17 protein-coding genes are annotated in these 15,060 nt (G+C 56.3%); 8 read left to right on the plus strand and 9 right to left on the minus strand.

All coding sequences use genetic code 11. The annotated features are described in order from the left end of the window. Positions 1–855 (plus strand): AAA family ATPase (locus ACIQ0G_RS05865; protein WP_397577102.1); only part of this gene is annotated, 855 nt, incomplete at its 5' end. Between the two features lie 5 nt (positions 856–860). On the opposite strand, the gene recF is transcribed toward ACIQ0G_RS05865, so the two are convergent. Then, positions 861–1,919: a DNA replication/repair protein RecF gene (gene recF / locus ACIQ0G_RS05870; protein WP_397577103.1), complete on the minus strand. Its 1,059-nt coding sequence runs from the start codon at positions 1,917–1,919 to the stop codon at positions 861–863. 379 nt (positions 1,920–2,298) lie between these two features. On the opposite strand from recF, the gene ACIQ0G_RS05875 reads away from it, so the two are divergent. Both ACIQ0G_RS05875 and ACIQ0G_RS05880 read left to right on the plus strand, forming a co-directional pair. Then, positions 2,299–2,475, plus strand: coding sequence for a PspC domain-containing protein (locus ACIQ0G_RS05875; RefSeq protein WP_395635950.1), 177 nt, complete (start codon positions 2,299–2,301; stop codon positions 2,473–2,475). A gap of 53 nt (positions 2,476–2,528) precedes the next feature. Then, the gene (locus tag ACIQ0G_RS05880) at positions 2,529–2,861 is read left to right on the plus strand and encodes a PilZ domain-containing protein (protein ID WP_397577104.1); all 333 of its coding nucleotides are present in this window, start codon (positions 2,529–2,531) and stop codon (positions 2,859–2,861) included. Between the two features lie 39 nt (positions 2,862–2,900). Here ACIQ0G_RS05880 and ACIQ0G_RS05885 read toward each other — a convergent pair whose 3' ends face one another. Beyond that, positions 2,901–4,040, minus strand: coding sequence for a beta-ketoacyl-ACP synthase III (locus ACIQ0G_RS05885; protein ID WP_397577105.1), 1,140 nt, complete (start codon positions 4,038–4,040; stop codon positions 2,901–2,903). 120 nt (positions 4,041–4,160) lie between these two features. Here ACIQ0G_RS05885 and ACIQ0G_RS05890 point away from each other — a divergent pair, with 120 nt between their 5' ends. Together ACIQ0G_RS05890 and ACIQ0G_RS05895 are read left to right on the plus strand one after the other, a co-directional pair. Next, a complete protein-coding gene (locus tag ACIQ0G_RS05890; protein ID WP_397577106.1) occupies positions 4,161–4,766 on the plus strand; it encodes a lysophospholipid acyltransferase family protein in 606 nt (201 codons plus the stop codon). Then, entirely contained in the window at positions 4,763–5,572 is an 810-nt protein-coding gene (locus ACIQ0G_RS05895) for a DUF1295 domain-containing protein (protein WP_397577107.1), read from the plus strand. Before ACIQ0G_RS05890 ends, ACIQ0G_RS05895 begins: the two co-directional genes overlap by 4 nt. Before the next feature lie 24 nt (positions 5,573–5,596). Here ACIQ0G_RS05895 and rimO read toward each other — a convergent pair whose 3' ends face one another. Then, positions 5,597–6,961, minus strand: coding sequence for a 30S ribosomal protein S12 methylthiotransferase RimO (gene rimO / locus ACIQ0G_RS05900; protein ID WP_397577108.1), 1,365 nt, complete (start codon positions 6,959–6,961; stop codon positions 5,597–5,599). A gap of 83 nt (positions 6,962–7,044) precedes the next feature. Between rimO and ACIQ0G_RS05905 the strand changes: the two genes are divergently transcribed. Further along, a complete protein-coding gene (locus tag ACIQ0G_RS05905; protein WP_397577109.1) occupies positions 7,045–7,551 on the plus strand; it encodes a hypothetical protein in 507 nt (168 codons plus the stop codon). A gap of 45 nt (positions 7,552–7,596) precedes the next feature. Here the strand turns inward: ACIQ0G_RS05905 and surE are convergent, their stop codons facing one another. Together surE and serS are read right to left on the minus strand one after the other, a co-directional pair. Beyond that, positions 7,597–8,364: a 5'/3'-nucleotidase SurE gene (gene surE / locus ACIQ0G_RS05910; RefSeq protein ID WP_183940085.1), complete on the minus strand. Its 768-nt coding sequence runs from the start codon at positions 8,362–8,364 to the stop codon at positions 7,597–7,599. Further along, positions 8,364–9,644, minus strand: coding sequence for a serine--tRNA ligase (gene serS, locus ACIQ0G_RS05915; RefSeq protein WP_397577110.1), 1,281 nt, complete (start codon positions 9,642–9,644; stop codon positions 8,364–8,366). Before serS ends, surE begins: the two co-directional genes overlap by 1 nt. Positions 9,645–9,935: 291 nt before the next feature. Here serS and dksA point away from each other — a divergent pair, with 291 nt between their 5' ends. After that, positions 9,936–10,400: an RNA polymerase-binding protein DksA gene (gene dksA, locus ACIQ0G_RS05920; RefSeq protein WP_306064814.1), complete on the plus strand. Its 465-nt coding sequence runs from the start codon at positions 9,936–9,938 to the stop codon at positions 10,398–10,400. Positions 10,401–10,538: 138 nt separating this feature from the next. Further along, positions 10,539–10,928 (plus strand): PilZ domain-containing protein, encoded by a 390-nt coding sequence (locus ACIQ0G_RS05925; protein ID WP_397577111.1) that lies wholly within the window; start codon positions 10,539–10,541, stop codon positions 10,926–10,928. Position 10,929: 1 nt separating this feature from the next. On the opposite strand, the gene pgl is transcribed toward ACIQ0G_RS05925, so the two are convergent. The 4 genes from pgl to edd form a co-directional block, all read right to left on the minus strand. Then, entirely contained in the window at positions 10,930–11,637 is a 708-nt protein-coding gene (gene pgl / locus ACIQ0G_RS05930; RefSeq protein ID WP_397577112.1) for a 6-phosphogluconolactonase, read from the minus strand. 16 nt (positions 11,638–11,653) lie between these two features. Further along, complete coding sequence (eda, locus tag ACIQ0G_RS05935; RefSeq protein WP_397577113.1) at positions 11,654–12,268, minus strand: bifunctional 4-hydroxy-2-oxoglutarate aldolase/2-dehydro-3-deoxy-phosphogluconate aldolase; 615 nt, start codon at positions 12,266–12,268, stop codon at positions 11,654–11,656. 3 nt (positions 12,269–12,271) lie between these two features. Then, complete coding sequence (gene glk / locus ACIQ0G_RS05940; protein ID WP_397577114.1) at positions 12,272–13,252, minus strand: glucokinase; 981 nt, start codon at positions 13,250–13,252, stop codon at positions 12,272–12,274. Continuing rightward, on the minus strand, positions 13,249–15,060 hold a 1,812-nt coding region (gene edd, locus ACIQ0G_RS05945; RefSeq protein ID WP_397577115.1), incomplete at its 5' end, for a phosphogluconate dehydratase. The genes glk and edd, both read right to left, overlap by 4 nt.

The raw sequence follows: 15,060 nt of genomic DNA on the forward strand, positions 1-15,060 counted from the left end.
CCCATCGGCAGCTATTTGTTCAGCGGCCCCACGGGCGTCGGCAAGACCGAAGTCGCGCGTCAGCTCGCCTCGATCCTTGGCATTCCGCTCAAGCGTTTCGACATGTCCGAATATATGGAGCGCCACAGCGTCAGCCGCCTGATCGGTGCGCCTCCTGGCTATGTCGGTTTTGACCAAGGCGGTCTGCTGACCGATGCCGTCGACCAAAGCCCGCACAGCGTGTTGTTGCTCGACGAAATCGAAAAAGCGCATCCTGACCTGTTCAATATCTTGCTTCAGGTCATGGATAATGGCCGTCTCACCGACCATCATGGCAAGACCGTTGATTTCCGGAACGTCATTTTGATTATGACAACCAATGCGGGTGCCAGCGACATGGCCAAAGAGGGTATTGGTTTCGGCAATAACATCAGCAAGGAAGATGCTGGCGACGAAGCCGTCAAAAAGATGTTTGCGCCGGAATTCCGCAACCGTCTGGATGCAACCGTGCCATTTGGTTATCTGCCCACGGACGTTGTTGCACGCGTTGTCGACAAGTTCATTCTGCAGCTGGAACTGCAACTCGCCGACCAGAATGTGCACATCAAACTGGACGACGAAGCGCGCGCATGGCTCACCGAACGTGGTTATGACAAGCTATATGGCGCACGTCCAATGGGACGGCTGATCCAAGAGAAGATCAAACAGCCGCTGGCTGAAGAGCTTCTGTTTGGAAAACTCGTGCATGGCGGCGAAGTCGCTGTGCACATGAAGGACGGCGCACCAAGTTTTGAAGTAACGCCCGCGGCGCCCAAGGCTACAAAACCCAAGCCGCCGAAGAAGAAGGTCGCAAAAAAGGCAAGTCAGGCCGAGTAAGGAACCTAGTTCTGCCCGACTGGTAGTAGTTGGGCAGAAGGCCCTATACCGTTGAACAATTCGGGCTCGGTTCCGGTCATCCAGACCTGCGCACCGGTTTCGGCCAGTAACGCAAACAATGCAGCGCGTCGTGACGGATCGAGATGCGCTGCAACTTCATCCAAAAGCAGGATTGGCGGTGCCTGACGCTGCGCGGACACCAACGCGGCGTGTGCGAGGATGAGCGATAGCAATAAGGCTTTTTGCTCGCCTGTCGAACACTGCTCCGCCATTTGGCCGGAATCCTTGTGTATGACGTTAAGGTCGAAGCGATGTGGACCAAATAATGTGCGTCCGGCCGCGGCATCACGGTTGCGGCTCTGACGCCAGATCATGGCCAGATCGCCCTCTGCTGGACCGGCCTTATCGAAAAGGCTGATCAGCGGAACCGCAAAGGGCCCCGAAGGCGCACTTTGCAATTGGTCGCGTAAGGCATCAACCAAGCCGGTACGCGCAGCTTGAATGGCGTGGGCGCTCTCCACCATCTGTTGCTCAAGAGCATCCAGCCAAAGCGGGTCAGCGGGCACGGTCCCCGACAACAGCTTGTTCCGCTGCTGCATGGCCTTTTCATAGCGGCTGCTGTGACGGGCATGCTGAGGACTGAGTGCCAGCACAAGGCGGTCCAGAAACCGACGCCGCGCGGCGGAACCATCTGCAAACAGGCGGTCCATCGCCGGCGTAAGCCAAATGACCGAAAGCCATTCCGCAAGGCTGTTAATCGACGCATTGCTCTCGTTCACGCGGACTTTACGGCGCTCGGGCTGCTCCGCGCTCACACCCGTTCCAATGACATTCCCCGAGACTTCAGCAACGATGGCAAATCCACCGCCACCGCCAGCACGGACCATATCCGACATGGCAGCGCGGCGAAGGCCGCGCCCCGGAACCAACAGCGAGACGGCCTCTAGGATGTTCGTCTTGCCCGCACCATTTGACCCATGAAGCGCAATGAACTGCGCATCGGGACGGATCTCAAGCGCGGCATGGTTGCGAAAATCATTCAAGGACAGGCGGGACAGGACCATATAACGTGCCTGCTATAGTGGCATGGTCCGGTCAAGCCGCTTATCGGAAAATCGCCAAACCAAATATTGGTATTTTTTCCCAACATATGAAATTGTTTCACGCCCGTTCGTTACCAAGAACAGACCTAACTATATGATTTTATGAAATACATCCAATTTGGCACGGCCTATGCAAACTATCTCGCATGGCCGGAATAGTCCGGTAGATTTTACAGGAACGTCACATGACACAATATGCACGCACCCAAATCCTTTCAGCCTTTGCCGCTGTACTTTGCGCGGTTATCACCATCGGCATCAGCATTGCACCAGCCGTAGCGCCTGCTGCAGCTATCGTGGCCTAAACACATTAACGCAGTTCAAAACAAGGGAGTACGAAATGGCACGTTTAACATTGGACAAAACCAATAAGAAAATTCTCGGTGTATGCGCCGGATTGGCCAACTGGTCCGGCATAGACGCGATGATCATTCGCCTGATTTTTGCGGTCGCGACCGTGGTTGGCTTTGGCTCACCCGTCCTGATCTACATCCTGCTGGCGATGATACTCGACTAAATTTGATTATTTCGCTACCGTCTATCGGAGGATCAGGAGATCAGGAGCCACCGATGGCCGGGGACGTTTTTGACAGCCGTGGACATGAACACCGCGCATTTACGCGTAGCGGGGTCTCCATCACGGCAAGCGTCCGCGAACAAGGCGGAGGTCGGCAACAAGTTGAAATTGTCGACCTATCGCAAGCCGGATTTCGCATGCGCACGGGGTCATTCATTGCCCCTGACCGGACATTGTTCCTGACATTACCCGGATATAATCAGCTTCAAGCGCGCATCGCATGGCATGAGAATGAATATTATGGCTGCGAATTTGTCCAACGGCTGCATGCGGCCGTGTACGACGACATCGTCCGCAGATATCCGTTATTCAAAGTCCGGAATTAAGCGGTAATGCGTTGCCGCCTATTGCGCGCGTTATCGGACCTACCCAACCTTACGCACAAAAACCGACCCCGCCGAATAGCCAGCCCCAAATGAGCAGATGAGACCAAGGTCGCCTGCTTTCAGGTCCTGATTATGCTTGTGGAACGCGATTATGGAACCCGCGCTTGAGGTGTTGGCATAGGTATCAAGAACCGTTGGGCTCTCGTCCTCAACAGCTTCATGCCCGAGCACCTTTTGCGCGATAAGCCGGTTCATTCCGGTATTGGCCTGATGCAGCCACAAGCGACGCAAATCTGACCCCGACAGGCCAAGGCTTTCTGCGTGTTCAAGGATCATTTGCCCAACCATAGGCACGACTTCTTTGAAAACCTTCCGGCCTTCTTGGACGAACAATTTGTCGTTGCGCGGTCCGCTTTGATCGACAGGGCCATTGCCATCCGCGCGATTTAGAAACCCGAAATTGTTGCGGATATTGTTCGAAAACTGGGTTTTCAAACGCGTGCCCAATATTTCCCAATGCTGCGCTGGCGCCAAATCCTTCGCTTCGACCAAAATGGCGGTTGCCACGTCGCCAAAGATAAAGTGGCTGTCACGATCGCGCCAGTTGAGATGGCCGGACGTAATTTCGGGATTTACGACCAATACAGAACGCGCATTGCCGCTGCGGATATAGTCGGCGGCCGTCTGGATGCCAAAGGTAGCCGACGAGCACGCGACATTCATATCAAAGGCGAAGCCGCGCTGCATGCCCAATTCATGCTGAATTTCGACCGCCATAGCAGGATAGGCACGCTGCATATTGGATGCCGCACATAAAACAGCATCGACATCGGCAATGTCTCGGCCAGCCTTAGCCAATGCGTCCCGGCACGCCGCCACACCGATTTCCGCCATAAGCGAAATCTGGTCATTCGGACGCTCTGCGTAGCGTGGCTCCATAATGTCCGGATCCAATATCGCGGTTTTGTCCATAACATGGCGCGACTTTATGCCGCTGGCCTTTTCCACAAATTCAACCGAGCTGTGCGTCAGTGGCTCTGCATCGGGATGGGCGGCGTTATACCGATCGGCATAAGCGTTAAAGCTGGCAACAAGCTCCGCATTGCTGATGGTATCGGTTGGTGTGAATAAGCCAGTAGCTGAAATGACCGGTATGGCGCCGTGCGCTGAATGCGACATGTTTTTTCCCGCTTGTTTTATAGTTACGTCCGCGTGCCTAGCGCTTGCGTATTTATGAAACAAGACGTTTGAAAAGCTTTGTAACGCAGTTATGGAGGCAATGGGGGAGGAAGACAAAATATGTCTTTGAAGGAACGTCAGCCTAGCTGGTTGTCCCGGCTGGTCAGGCGGGTATTGGTCGGAATATACAAACGCGGCGGATGGCATGCCCATGGCGTCGTGCCCGAATCGCGTAAATTCGTGTTGATTGCGGCACCGCACACCAGCAATTGGGATTTTGTCTATTTTCTGGGATTAACAGATGACCTTGGAATAATGCCCCATTTCATGGGAAAATCTTCTCTCTTCCGTTGGCCATTTACAAACTTCATGCTCGACATGGGCGGCGTCCCGGTGGATCGCACATCGAACAAAAATTATGTTCAGCAGATGATTGATGAATTCGGCCGTAGAAAAGAATTCATGCTCACCATCGCGCCTGAGGGCACACGGGGCAACGTCAAAGCGTGGAAAACGGGTTTTTACCATATCGCCATGGGTGCCGGCGTGCCGATGGTCGTTGGCATGATGGATTATCAGTCAAAATCCGGTGGCTTAGGGCCAGAGATTTGGCCCACGGGTGATTATAAGGCGGACATGAAAAAGGTCGCCGAAATCTATTCTACTGTCGTGCCGAAATACCCTGCGAAAGGGATGACCGGCATTTTTGCAAAGGATGAAACATGACAGCTATCGGTCAAACACTTGCAATCAACGCGACTGCCCTGCTTGCAGTCATACTTCTGCTCTGGGCGTATTCGGTCAAGATCCGCGATGTTTCATTTATTGACGCGTTTTGGGCCTTCGGAATGGTGCTGCTTGCATGGGCAAGCTGGACGCAATCCGATGCACCGGGCGCGCTTTCGCATGTGCTGCTTGGCCTGACCACATTGTGGGGGCTTCGGCTTTCGCTGCATTTGTGGACACGCTGGCGCGCGCATGGCGAAGATCCGCGTTATGAAAAAATCATGCGCAGTGCGATGGAGAAAAAGGGCTGGAGCTGGAGCAAAACGTCGCTGCAGTCAGTTTTTCTGACCCAAGCCCCATTGCTGTTCATCACCTGCCTGCCCGCACAGCTCGGCATCGCGTACAGCGATGGCGCGAACACAGCTTTAGGTCCGCTTGCATTTGCCGGCGCGATTATTGCGATCATCGGCATATTATTTGAAACAATCGGTGATGCGCAGCTAAACGCATTCCGGGCCGACCCTGCCAACAAAGGCAAGGTGCTCGACACCGGCTTATGGCGCTATACCCGGCACCCCAATTACTTTGGCGATGCCTGCACATGGTGGGGTATCTGGCTCATTGCATGTGAGACTGGCCTGCCAGGTTGGATCAGCATCATTGGCCCGATATTCCTGACCTTCACGCTCACGCGCTGGTCGGGCAAGCCAATGCTAGAATATGGCATGAAGAAAACGCGGCCCGGCTATGCGGAATATGTCGCGCGCACATCAGGCTTCTTCCCGCTGCCGCCAAAGTCGCGCTAAGCCGTTAAAGGCGGGCGCCCTGAATCAGGCGACAACGCCAAACAGGTCGTGCTCGTCCGCGTCTTCGATATCGACCTGCACAATGTCGCCCGCCTTTAAGGTCGGTGCAACGTCACGCAGATAGACATGGCCATCGATCTCCGGCGCATCGGCTTGCGACCGTCCGGTGGCGCCAACGCTGCCATCTTCATCGGCGTCGCCAATCTCGTCGATAATGACGGGGATATTGCGTCCAACCTTGGCGGCAAGCTTAGCTGCGCTAATCGCCGCCGTCTTTTCCATGATACGCTGGAACCGCTCTTCCTTCACCTCTTCAGGAACAGGGTTTGGCAAATCGTTCGCTTGCGCACCTTCCACCGGTTCGAAGCGGAAGGCGCCGACGCGGTCCAATTGAGCTTCGTCCAACCAATCAAGCAGATATTGAAAATCCGCATCGGTTTCGCCCGGAAATCCGACCACAAAGCTTGACCGGATAGCGATGTCGGGCGCGATACTGCGCCAATTACGAATGCGCTCCAGCACCTTTGCTTCATTGGCGGGGCGCTTCATGGCTTTTAGGACATTCGGCGCGGCATGTTGAAACGGGATGTCGAGATATGGCGTCAAATACCCTTCGGCCATCAAGGGAATAACGTCATCAACATGCGGGTAAGGATAGACATAATGCAGCCGCACCCAAGGCGCGATGCCTTCGCTCGTCCGCAAGCTGCCCAATTCGCGGGCAAGGTCCGTCATATGCGCGCGCACCTGACGCCCCTGCCACTCGCGTGGCTCGTGCCGCGTATCAACGCCATAAGCAGACGTGTCTTGCGAAATAACCAAAAGCTCTTTGGTGCCCGCGGCGACCAGCTTCTCCGCCTCACGCAACACGGCGTCAATCCGGCGGCTCGCAAGCTTTCCGCGCAACGATGGAATGATGCAGAAGGCGCAGCTGTGGTTGCACCCTTCGGAAATCTTTAAATAGCTATAATGGCGCGGGGTCAGCTTCAAGCCGCCTTCGGGAACCAAGTCCACAAACGCACCGCGTGTAGGTGGCGCAGCTTCATGAACCGCCGAAACAACGGCTTCATATTGATGCGCACCGGTGATCGCGAGCACATCAGGGAAGCGCGCACGGATCACGTCGGCTTCATTACCCATGCAGCCTGTGACAATCACACGGCCGTTTTCTGCGATCGCCTCTCCAATCGCCTCAAGGCTCTCTTCCTTTGCGGAGTCCAGAAAGCCACAGGTGTTGACCAGCACAACGTCAGCGCCGGCATAATCGGGCGACAAGCCATAGCCATCGGCGCGCAGCTTTGTGAGAATCCGTTCGCTATCGACCAGCGCCTTGGGACAGCCAAGTGATACCATGCCGACCTTCGGCGCTGCTTTGATTTGAGTTGCCATGATGGCGGGCCGCATAGCGGGTTTCCGCACGCTTGTCACGGGCAGTATAGATTTGCGCTGTGCATCAGGATAACAATCCAACAATGATTATCAAAATTACCAAAGGTACGGATCGCGATTTTCTCGCTATTGTTCGGGATGATGGCTCGACCGAGACCGCAACCTTTCCCAAAAAAGGCGTGACGCCGCATGATGCGATCCATTATTTCGTCGAAACCGAGTTGAACTTGCCAATGGCATTTTGGGGAATGGTGGCAAAAGGGCATAGCCCCGCAGATATTCAGGAAATTGCAAAACAGGCGGGTCACGCCAGCGCGTCACGGGCGCAGACGCCGGACGAACATATTGTGCAGTTGCTTCAGGCAGAACGCTTGGTGGAATGTTTCGAATCCGATGCCTGGGGTGCCCCGGCAGATGCCGAAACCTTTATCTCCATTGCCAAAACCGCCTGCGAGGCTTCATTTGTTCCAATGCCTGCGCTGACGCCCCAATCGATTGAGGCCGTACGCACGCGGATTGCTGCGTTTCAGTCCATTTGGTCGGTTGCGAAAGCTGGCCATGTGGCCGAATTTCAGTGGGATGAACAATGATCCCGAACACAACGTAACTGGCACGCTGCAGCAAACGGCTTTCCCTTACCCGCTGTAGGCGCTCCGAAGATTTGCGAGGGACTCGCTATGGGTTAGGTCAAGCTGCAGCGGGGTCACTGCGATATAGCCATCCTCAATCACCTCAAGGTCGGTATCATGGCCCGGCGTGTGCACCATTCCATGAAGCCCGAACCAATAATAGTCGTAGCCACGCGGATCCGTGCCCTTGACGATTGAACCGCGGCTATAGTCATGGAAACCCTGCCGGGCGACTTTGATGCCTTTGACATCCTGCGGCAAGAGCGGCGGGAAGTTGATGTTGGTCAGCGTGCGCGGCGTATGCGGCGTGTCCAATAATGGACGCAGCACCCGCTCGCCCCACGCTTCGGCAGCTGAAAAGGGTACGGCGTCCGCCATGCCTTCTTTGCTATACACTTGGCTCAGCGCGATGGATCGGATTCCTGCCAACGCCCCTTCCATCGCCGCAGCGACCGTGCCCGAATAGGTAATGTCATCCCCAAGGTTGGCACCACGGTTGACGCCGGACAAGATCAGGTCAGGCTTTGCATCTTTCATGATGACACCAATGCCGAGCATGACAGAATCCGTCGGCGTCCCCGCAACCGAGTAATGTTTTTCGCCATGTTGGCGGATTCGCACAGGCTTAGTGAGCGTCAGCGAGTGCCCTGCCCCTGAATTTTCCTCCGCAGGTGCGACAATCCAGATGTCATCGCTCAGGGTACGGGCAATCGCCTCCAACACCTTAAGACCCGGCGCATTTACACCATCATCATTGGTCAATAAAATGCGCATCAGGCCGCAATCTCCAGCTTTGTCAGGCCGCCCATATATGGCAGCAGCGCGGCTGGAACGGTCACACTGCCGTCGGCCTGCTGATGATTTTCAAGGACGGCAACCAGCGTGCGGCCAACGGCCAAGCCAGAACCATTCAACGTGTGTACGAACACATTGCCTTTGCTTTCCGCAGGGCGGTACCGCGTGTTCATACGGCGCGCCTGCCAGTCACCGCAGTTCGAACAGCTCGAAATTTCACGATACAGCCCCTGCCCCGGCAACCAGACTTCAAGGTCATAGGTCTTGCGCGCGCTGGCACCCATGTCACCGGTGCACAGCAGCATCTTGCGATACGGCAGTTCAAGCGCTTGCAAAATACCCTCGGCACTTTCGACCATACGTTCATGTTCGGCGGCACTGTCTTCTGGGCGAACGATGGAGACCAGTTCTACCTTTTCAAACTGGTGTTGGCGGATCAGGCCTTTCGTATCGCGGCCCGCCGCGCCTGCTTCGGAACGGAAACAGGGCGTTAACGCGGTCATACGGATCGGCAGCACGCTTTCGTCCAAAATCTGCTCGCGCACGCTGTTGGTCAGCGATACTTCGGCGGTTGGGATCAGCCAGCGGCCATCGGTCGTCTGAAAATTGTCTTCGGCAAACTTGGGAAGCTGTCCGGTACCAAACAACGATTCCTGACGCACCAGATAGGGCGTGGCGCATTCTGTGTAACCGCGCTGTCCGGTCTGGTAATCCAGCATGAACTGACCAAGCGCGCGATTAAGCCGCGCCATTTGTCCGCGCATGAAGGTGAAGCGCGCACCCGAAATTGCAACGCCGGTTTCGAAGTCGAGGCCAAGCACTGGTCCCAAATCGGCATGATCGCGCGGTTCAAATTCAAAACTGCGCGGGGTTCCCCACCGGGCTACTTCAACATTCTCGGTCTCATCCGCACCATCGGGCGTGTCGTCAGCGGGCAAATTGGGCAGCCCGGCGAGCAGCGTATCCAATTCTTCGCCGGCCGCGCGTTCCTGCTCTTCCAATGCTGGCAAGGTGTCCTTCAACGCGGCAACTTCGGCTTTTAGCGCCTCTGCGGTCGCGGTATCGCCCTTGCCCATGGCAGCGCCGATTGCTTTGGACGCTTCATTGCGGCGTGCTTGCGCATTTTGCATTTCGGTCAACAAAGCGCGGCGATTTTCATCCAGCGCCAGAACCGATGCAGCAACGGGTGCAGCGCCCCTACGGATAAGGGCGGCATCAAAGGCTTGCGGGTTTTCGCGGATATATTTTAGGTCATGCATGGTGGCTGGCTATGCCGTTCGCGCATCGGTTTCGCAATGAAAAAGGGCATGCACATAATTTCGCGAAAGCCATGTATACGGAGATAATCTGGACCTTTTTCATTCTTGGGGCTGTTTGGAGCGATCGAATGTGTGAAGGCGCGCCGTTTCCACAGCTTTTATGGATTCCATGACAGTCTGTAACATTTGCTGCTTGTGCGGGTTTTGGCGTGAGTCTATAGCGCCGACGAGAGTGGATTTGGACGCGGCAACCTTGGTTTTGCGGGGCCCGCCAGAGGTGGAGAATCTAACATGGGCGCAAGCGCCGAGCCTCAAACGAATACCGGAGAATTGAACAACTCCGGTTACGATATTGACCCTTCATATATCCCCAGCGACGACGAGCCGTTCATGAACGATCGTCAGCTGAAATATTTTGAAAAACAGTTGGTTGACTGGAAAAACAGTATCTTGGCGGAATCGCAGGGTACGCTGAATCAGCTTCAGGATGGCCCTATGCGCGAACCTGATCTGAACGACCGCGCATCGAGCGAAACGGACTGGGGTATCGAATTGCGAACCCGCGACCGTCAGCGCAAACTGATCTCCAAAATCGAATCCGCGCTTCGCCGCATCACCGAAGGCGAATATGGATATTGCCAAGTAACAGGCGAGCCCATTTCACTTGCCCGATTGCGCGCCCGCCCCATCGCGACAATGACGCTTGAGGCGCAGGAACGACACGAACGGCAGGAGCGCGTTTCGCGCGACGACTAACACCGCGACGTTCAATGATCATGGTTGATGCAATTATGTGAAGTCCATCCGGTTGATCCGCGAATTAACCTTTTGGCTACACTTAGCTGGCATTGTCCAAGCCTGAATTATTCCCAATTCTATGCTTGGTGCTGCATTATGAATGACTCATTCGGCGAAATTAACATGTCGGCTGCAAAGCGGAACATGGATCGCGACAGCCTTTTTCTGAAGGCAGTTCTGCGCTTTCCCAACACAAAAAATGAGCACGAAGTGCGCATTCGCAACCTGTCAGCCGGCGGGCTGATGGCTGAAATCCCGACAAATGCACCGCGCGGTGAACCGGTGGAGATAAAGCTGCGCAGCATCGGTTGGGTCAGCGGTCACATTGCATGGGCAACAGACGGCCGTGTGGGGATTGCGTTTGATCACCACATCAATCCGAAAGACGTACGCAAGCCAGTTAGCACTGGTGCTCTCGACCTGCCCCTATATCTTCAAAGGCTGAACACAACGCCGCCCGTGCCTGGCAAGCTACGCCGCGTTTAAATCAATCATCCAAGCAATATATGTCGACAGGGACGGCAATTTTGTCGAGCACGCGGCCAACGGGGTAAGCTGACTTACTTCCCTGCTCAATCGCGGCCTCAAGCACGGCACGCTTCTCTGCGCCATTGATTACCAATATCGCCGTACGCGCAGTACCGATTGCAGATGCTGTCAAGGTTACGCGATTGACCGGCGCTTCGGGCGGGAGCGGGTCTGGCGCAACACCGACCGCGCGCACATCTTTTCCGCCTTCGAGCGCGGTTTCCATATCAGGTCCCGGGAATATCGACGCGGTATGCCCATCCGTGCCCATACCCAGCCAGACAAGATCGGGTGGCCAATGCAGGTCCGCAAGACGGGCATTTGCTGCCCCTCCGGCCAATTTATAGTCCGCAGCATCGCTGGTGATCGGCAACACGCGCGCGCCTTTTGGAATGAATATCTTCGCAATCATCGCAACATTCGACAGCGCATTGTCGACCGGAACCAACCGGTCGTCGGTCGGAATGATTGTTACACTTTTCCAGCGGATATTGGCTTGCGCCAGCTTTTCCAAAATCGGCTTTGGTGTCGAACCGCCGGGGAACGCGACCAATGCTTGGCCACGGGCATCAAGTGCACTTTCGATGATGAAGCTGACGTCGCCGACAACAGCGTCGATCAAATCTTCTGCTGCGTCAAAGTCCCACCATTCAATTTCTTCGGCCATGTGCCTTGCGTCTCCGTTAGTTGCGTAATGCCGATGCTGCGCGCGCTGCAGATTCTATCGCGGCAACATCAGGAACGCCTTTACCAACAAGCCAGCTTCCACCAACACATAAAATTTCGGGAACCGCGAGCCAGTCTGCCGCGGTTTCCTGTTTGATACCGCCGGTCGGGCAGAATTTGCACTGACCAAAGGGGCCGATAAGCGATTTCAGCGCAGGTAGACCGCCATTTGCTTCCGCCGGGAAGAATTTGAAATGCGTCAGGCCCAGATCAAGTCCGCGCATGATATCGCCCGCGCTCGCAACGCCTGGAAGAAACGGAATATTCTTGGCGATGGCGGCTTTACCTAAATTGTCGGTCAGGCCGGGCGAAACGATAAACTCCGCCCCAGCCGCGATTGCGCTGTCCAGGCCTGCCACATCAACAACGGTGCCTGCACCCACAATTGCGCCCGGCACTTTCTTCATTTCGGCAATAGCATCCAATGCAGCCGCCGTGCGCAACGTGACCTCTAACACCGGCAAACCACCCGCAACCAATGCCTCCGCAATCGGGCGTGCATGCGCCGCATCTTCAATCACCAGAACGGGGATAACGGGCGCAGTGCGCATGACTTTTTCAACGGGCGACATTGGCTATTCTTTCTCGATATATTGTTGGGCATAGGCAGCCGCTGCCCCAAAAAGGCCCGGCTGCGGATGGGTGATGAGTTTAACAGGGATGGAGGCCATTAATCCTTCAAAGCGGCCTTTGGCGCGGAACCGTTCGGCAAAGCCTGAACGGACAAGACTGTCCTTGATACGCAGTCCTAGGCCGCCTGCGATGACGACCCCTGCAAAGCCGCCTTGAGCGAGCGTGATGTCACCGGCAACGCTGCCCAGCGACAGGCAAAAACGGTCAACAGCCGCCGCGGCAAGGCTATCTTCACCGGACATACCCATTTGCCAGAGCGTCTTGTCATCATATTGCTGCACCGCGCGGCCTTCGATGGCGGCCAGCGTTTCGTAAAGATCAACCAAGCCAGGACCGGACACCACCCGTTCAATCGACACCCTGCGGTAGCGTTTGCGCAAGCGCGCCAACACGGCATCTTCAATGGCATCGAGCGGGGCAAAATCGATATGCCCACCTTCGGTCGCCTGCACATGATAGACGCCGCCGGTGCGCGCGACATGTGCGACGCCAAGACCGGTCCCCGGGCCAATGATGCTCAGCGTGCCTTCGGGCGCGAACGCCTGCTCAGGGCCCGTCAAATGGTGGAAATGCTCGGGCCCCGCTTGCGCAACTGCATGGCCAACAGCGCCGAAATCATTAACGATAACGAAGCTATCGACATTCAGCTTTTCACAGACCATCGACCGGCGAATAATCCAAGGGTTGTTGGTGAGCTTAATCACGTCAGCATCAACGGGCCCTGCAATGGCAATAGCCGTTGCGGGCGGAAGCGGCGCTCCGTTCATCCGCTGAAATTCCTGCCACGCGGTTTGGAAACTGGCATGCTCTGCTGTCTTCAGCGTTACCGCCTCGCCAAGGTTAATGACCTTGCCCGCATCCACTTCGGCAAGGGCAAAGCGCGCGTGGGTTCCGCCGATATCGACGGCGACAATCGCGGTCATAGCCCTGCCGCCGCGAGCATCGCTGACCCGCCCTTTTCCGCTTCATCGGCCGTAGCGCGCATCATTGCAAACAGCTCGCGTCCAGTTCCCATTTGCGCCACGGGCGTCGGGGCTGGCGTGCGACCGGCCCATTCGGTATCGTCGACCAGCACGGACAATGTACCGTTGGTGGCACACAGGCGCACGATATCGCCATCGTGAAGCTTCGCGATTGCTCCGCCACGTGCGGCTTCGGGACTTAAGTGGATCGCCGCGGGCACTTTGCCCGATGCGCCGGACATACGCCCGTCGGTCACGAGCGCCACGTTAAAGCCTTTATCCTGCAACACACCCAATGGCGGCGTCAGCTTGTGGAGTTCAGGCATGCCATTGGCGGCAGGCCCCTGAAAACGGATGACGACAATGACATCGCGATCAAGCTCGCCCGCCTTAAACGCTGCAAGAACATCATTTTGTTCGTGAAATACCCGCACCGGTGCTTCGATGGTCCAGCGTGCCGGATCAACCGCGCTGGTCTTGAACGTCGCGCGGCCCAAATTACCCGTCACCAAACGCATCCCTCCATCGGGACTGAACGGCGCGGACGGCGGACGCAGCATTGTGTCATCGGCGGTCATCGCAGGGGCGTCGCGCCACACAAGCTTATCCTCTTCCAACATGGGCTCACGTCCATAATCCGCCAAATCCTGTCCCGCAACGGTCATGATATCGCGGTGGAGAAGCCCCGCGTCTATCAGTTCGCGGATGACATAGCCTATTCCGCCTGCCGCGTGGAAATGGTTCACATCGCCCGAGCCATTCGGATACACGCGGGCGATTAACGGCACCACTGCGGACAGCTGATCCAAATCTTCCCAATCGATAATAATACCGGCGGCGCGGGCGATGGCCGGAATATGCAGCGCATGGTTCGTTGATCCACCCGTGGCCAGCAAACCGACACAGGCGTTGACGATGGCTTTTTCGTCGACGCACAGGCCCAAGGGCCGGTAATCGTCTCCGTCCCAGCCAATTTCACTCAACCGATGTACCGCAGCCCGGGTCAATTCGGTGCGCAGCTTGTTCCCCGGATTGATGAACGCGGCACCGGGGATATGCAGCCCCATGACCTCCATCATCATCTGGTTGGAATTGGCGGTGCCGTAAAAAGTACATGTGCCTGCGCCGTGATAGGACGCGGCTTCCGCCTCCAGCAATTCGGCGCGGCCTACTTTACCCTCTGCATATAGCTGACGGACACGTTGTTTTTCTTTGTTGGCGAGGCCCGACGGCATTGGGCCTGCGGGGACGAGGATTGTTGGCAAATGGCCAAAACGCAACGCGCCGATCAAAAGGCCCGGGACGATCTTGTCACAAATGCCCAACATCGCGACGCTTTCAAACATCCCGTGGCTCAGGCCAACCGCGGTTGCCATGGCAATGACATCGCGGCTGAACAACGACAGCTCCATCGAATCCTGACCCTGCGTCACACCATCGCACATCGCGGGCACCGCGCCTGCGACCTGCGCTGTCGCGCCAACTTCGCGCGCGAATATTTTCATCTGCTCGGGGTAGCGGCCATATGGCTGATGCGCCGACAGCATGTCGTTATAGGCACTGACAATGCCGATGTTCATCGCTTTGCCGCCGCGAATGGCGGGCTTATCCTCACCGCTCGCGGCAAAGCCATGCGCCAGATTGCCGCAGCTTAAAGCGGGCCGGTTTACGCCTGCATCACGTTGCTTGGCGATCAGGTCGAGATAGGCCTGACGCCCGGGCTTTGACCGTTCGATGATCCGCGCGGTGACGGCTTCAACGGTTGCGTG

This window comes from Sphingorhabdus sp. (assembly GCF_044354325.1).
Taxonomy (GTDB): Bacteria; Pseudomonadota; Alphaproteobacteria; order Sphingomonadales; family Sphingomonadaceae; genus Sphingorhabdus_B.

What these genes read in the sequence shown, in the direction of transcription:
- ACIQ0G_RS05895 (WP_397577107.1), top strand. Translation starts at nt 4,763, where the DNA reads ATGACAGCTATCGGTCAAACACTTGCAATCAACGCGACTGCCCTGCTT.
- surE (WP_183940085.1), bottom strand. Translation starts at nt 8,364, where the DNA reads ATGCGCATTTTATTGACCAATGATGATGGTGTAAATGCGCCGGGTCTT.
- pgl (WP_397577112.1), bottom strand. Translation starts at nt 11,637, where the DNA reads ATGGCCGAAGAAATTGAATGGTGGGACTTTGACGCAGCAGAAGATTTG.
- rimO (WP_397577108.1), bottom strand. Translation starts at nt 6,961, where the DNA reads ATGGCAACTCAAATCAAAGCAGCGCCGAAGGTCGGCATGGTATCACTT.
- glk (WP_397577114.1), bottom strand. Translation starts at nt 13,252, where the DNA reads ATGACCGCGATTGTCGCCGTCGATATCGGCGGAACCCACGCGCGCTTT.
- eda (WP_397577113.1), bottom strand. Translation starts at nt 12,268, where the DNA reads ATGTCGCCCGTTGAAAAAGTCATGCGCACTGCGCCCGTTATCCCCGTT.
- dksA (WP_306064814.1), top strand. Translation starts at nt 9,936, where the DNA reads ATGGGCGCAAGCGCCGAGCCTCAAACGAATACCGGAGAATTGAACAAC.
- recF (WP_397577103.1), bottom strand. Translation starts at nt 1,919, where the DNA reads ATGGTCCTGTCCCGCCTGTCCTTGAATGATTTTCGCAACCATGCCGCG.
- ACIQ0G_RS05925 (WP_397577111.1), top strand. Translation starts at nt 10,539, where the DNA reads ATGAATGACTCATTCGGCGAAATTAACATGTCGGCTGCAAAGCGGAAC.
- ACIQ0G_RS05890 (WP_397577106.1), top strand. Translation starts at nt 4,161, where the DNA reads ATGTCTTTGAAGGAACGTCAGCCTAGCTGGTTGTCCCGGCTGGTCAGG.
- ACIQ0G_RS05875 (WP_395635950.1), top strand. Translation starts at nt 2,299, where the DNA reads ATGGCACGTTTAACATTGGACAAAACCAATAAGAAAATTCTCGGTGTA.
- ACIQ0G_RS05880 (WP_397577104.1), top strand. Translation starts at nt 2,529, where the DNA reads ATGGCCGGGGACGTTTTTGACAGCCGTGGACATGAACACCGCGCATTT.
- ACIQ0G_RS05885 (WP_397577105.1), bottom strand. Translation starts at nt 4,040, where the DNA reads ATGTCGCATTCAGCGCACGGCGCCATACCGGTCATTTCAGCTACTGGC.
- serS (WP_397577110.1), bottom strand. Translation starts at nt 9,644, where the DNA reads ATGCATGACCTAAAATATATCCGCGAAAACCCGCAAGCCTTTGATGCC.
- ACIQ0G_RS05905 (WP_397577109.1), top strand. Translation starts at nt 7,045, where the DNA reads ATGATTATCAAAATTACCAAAGGTACGGATCGCGATTTTCTCGCTATT.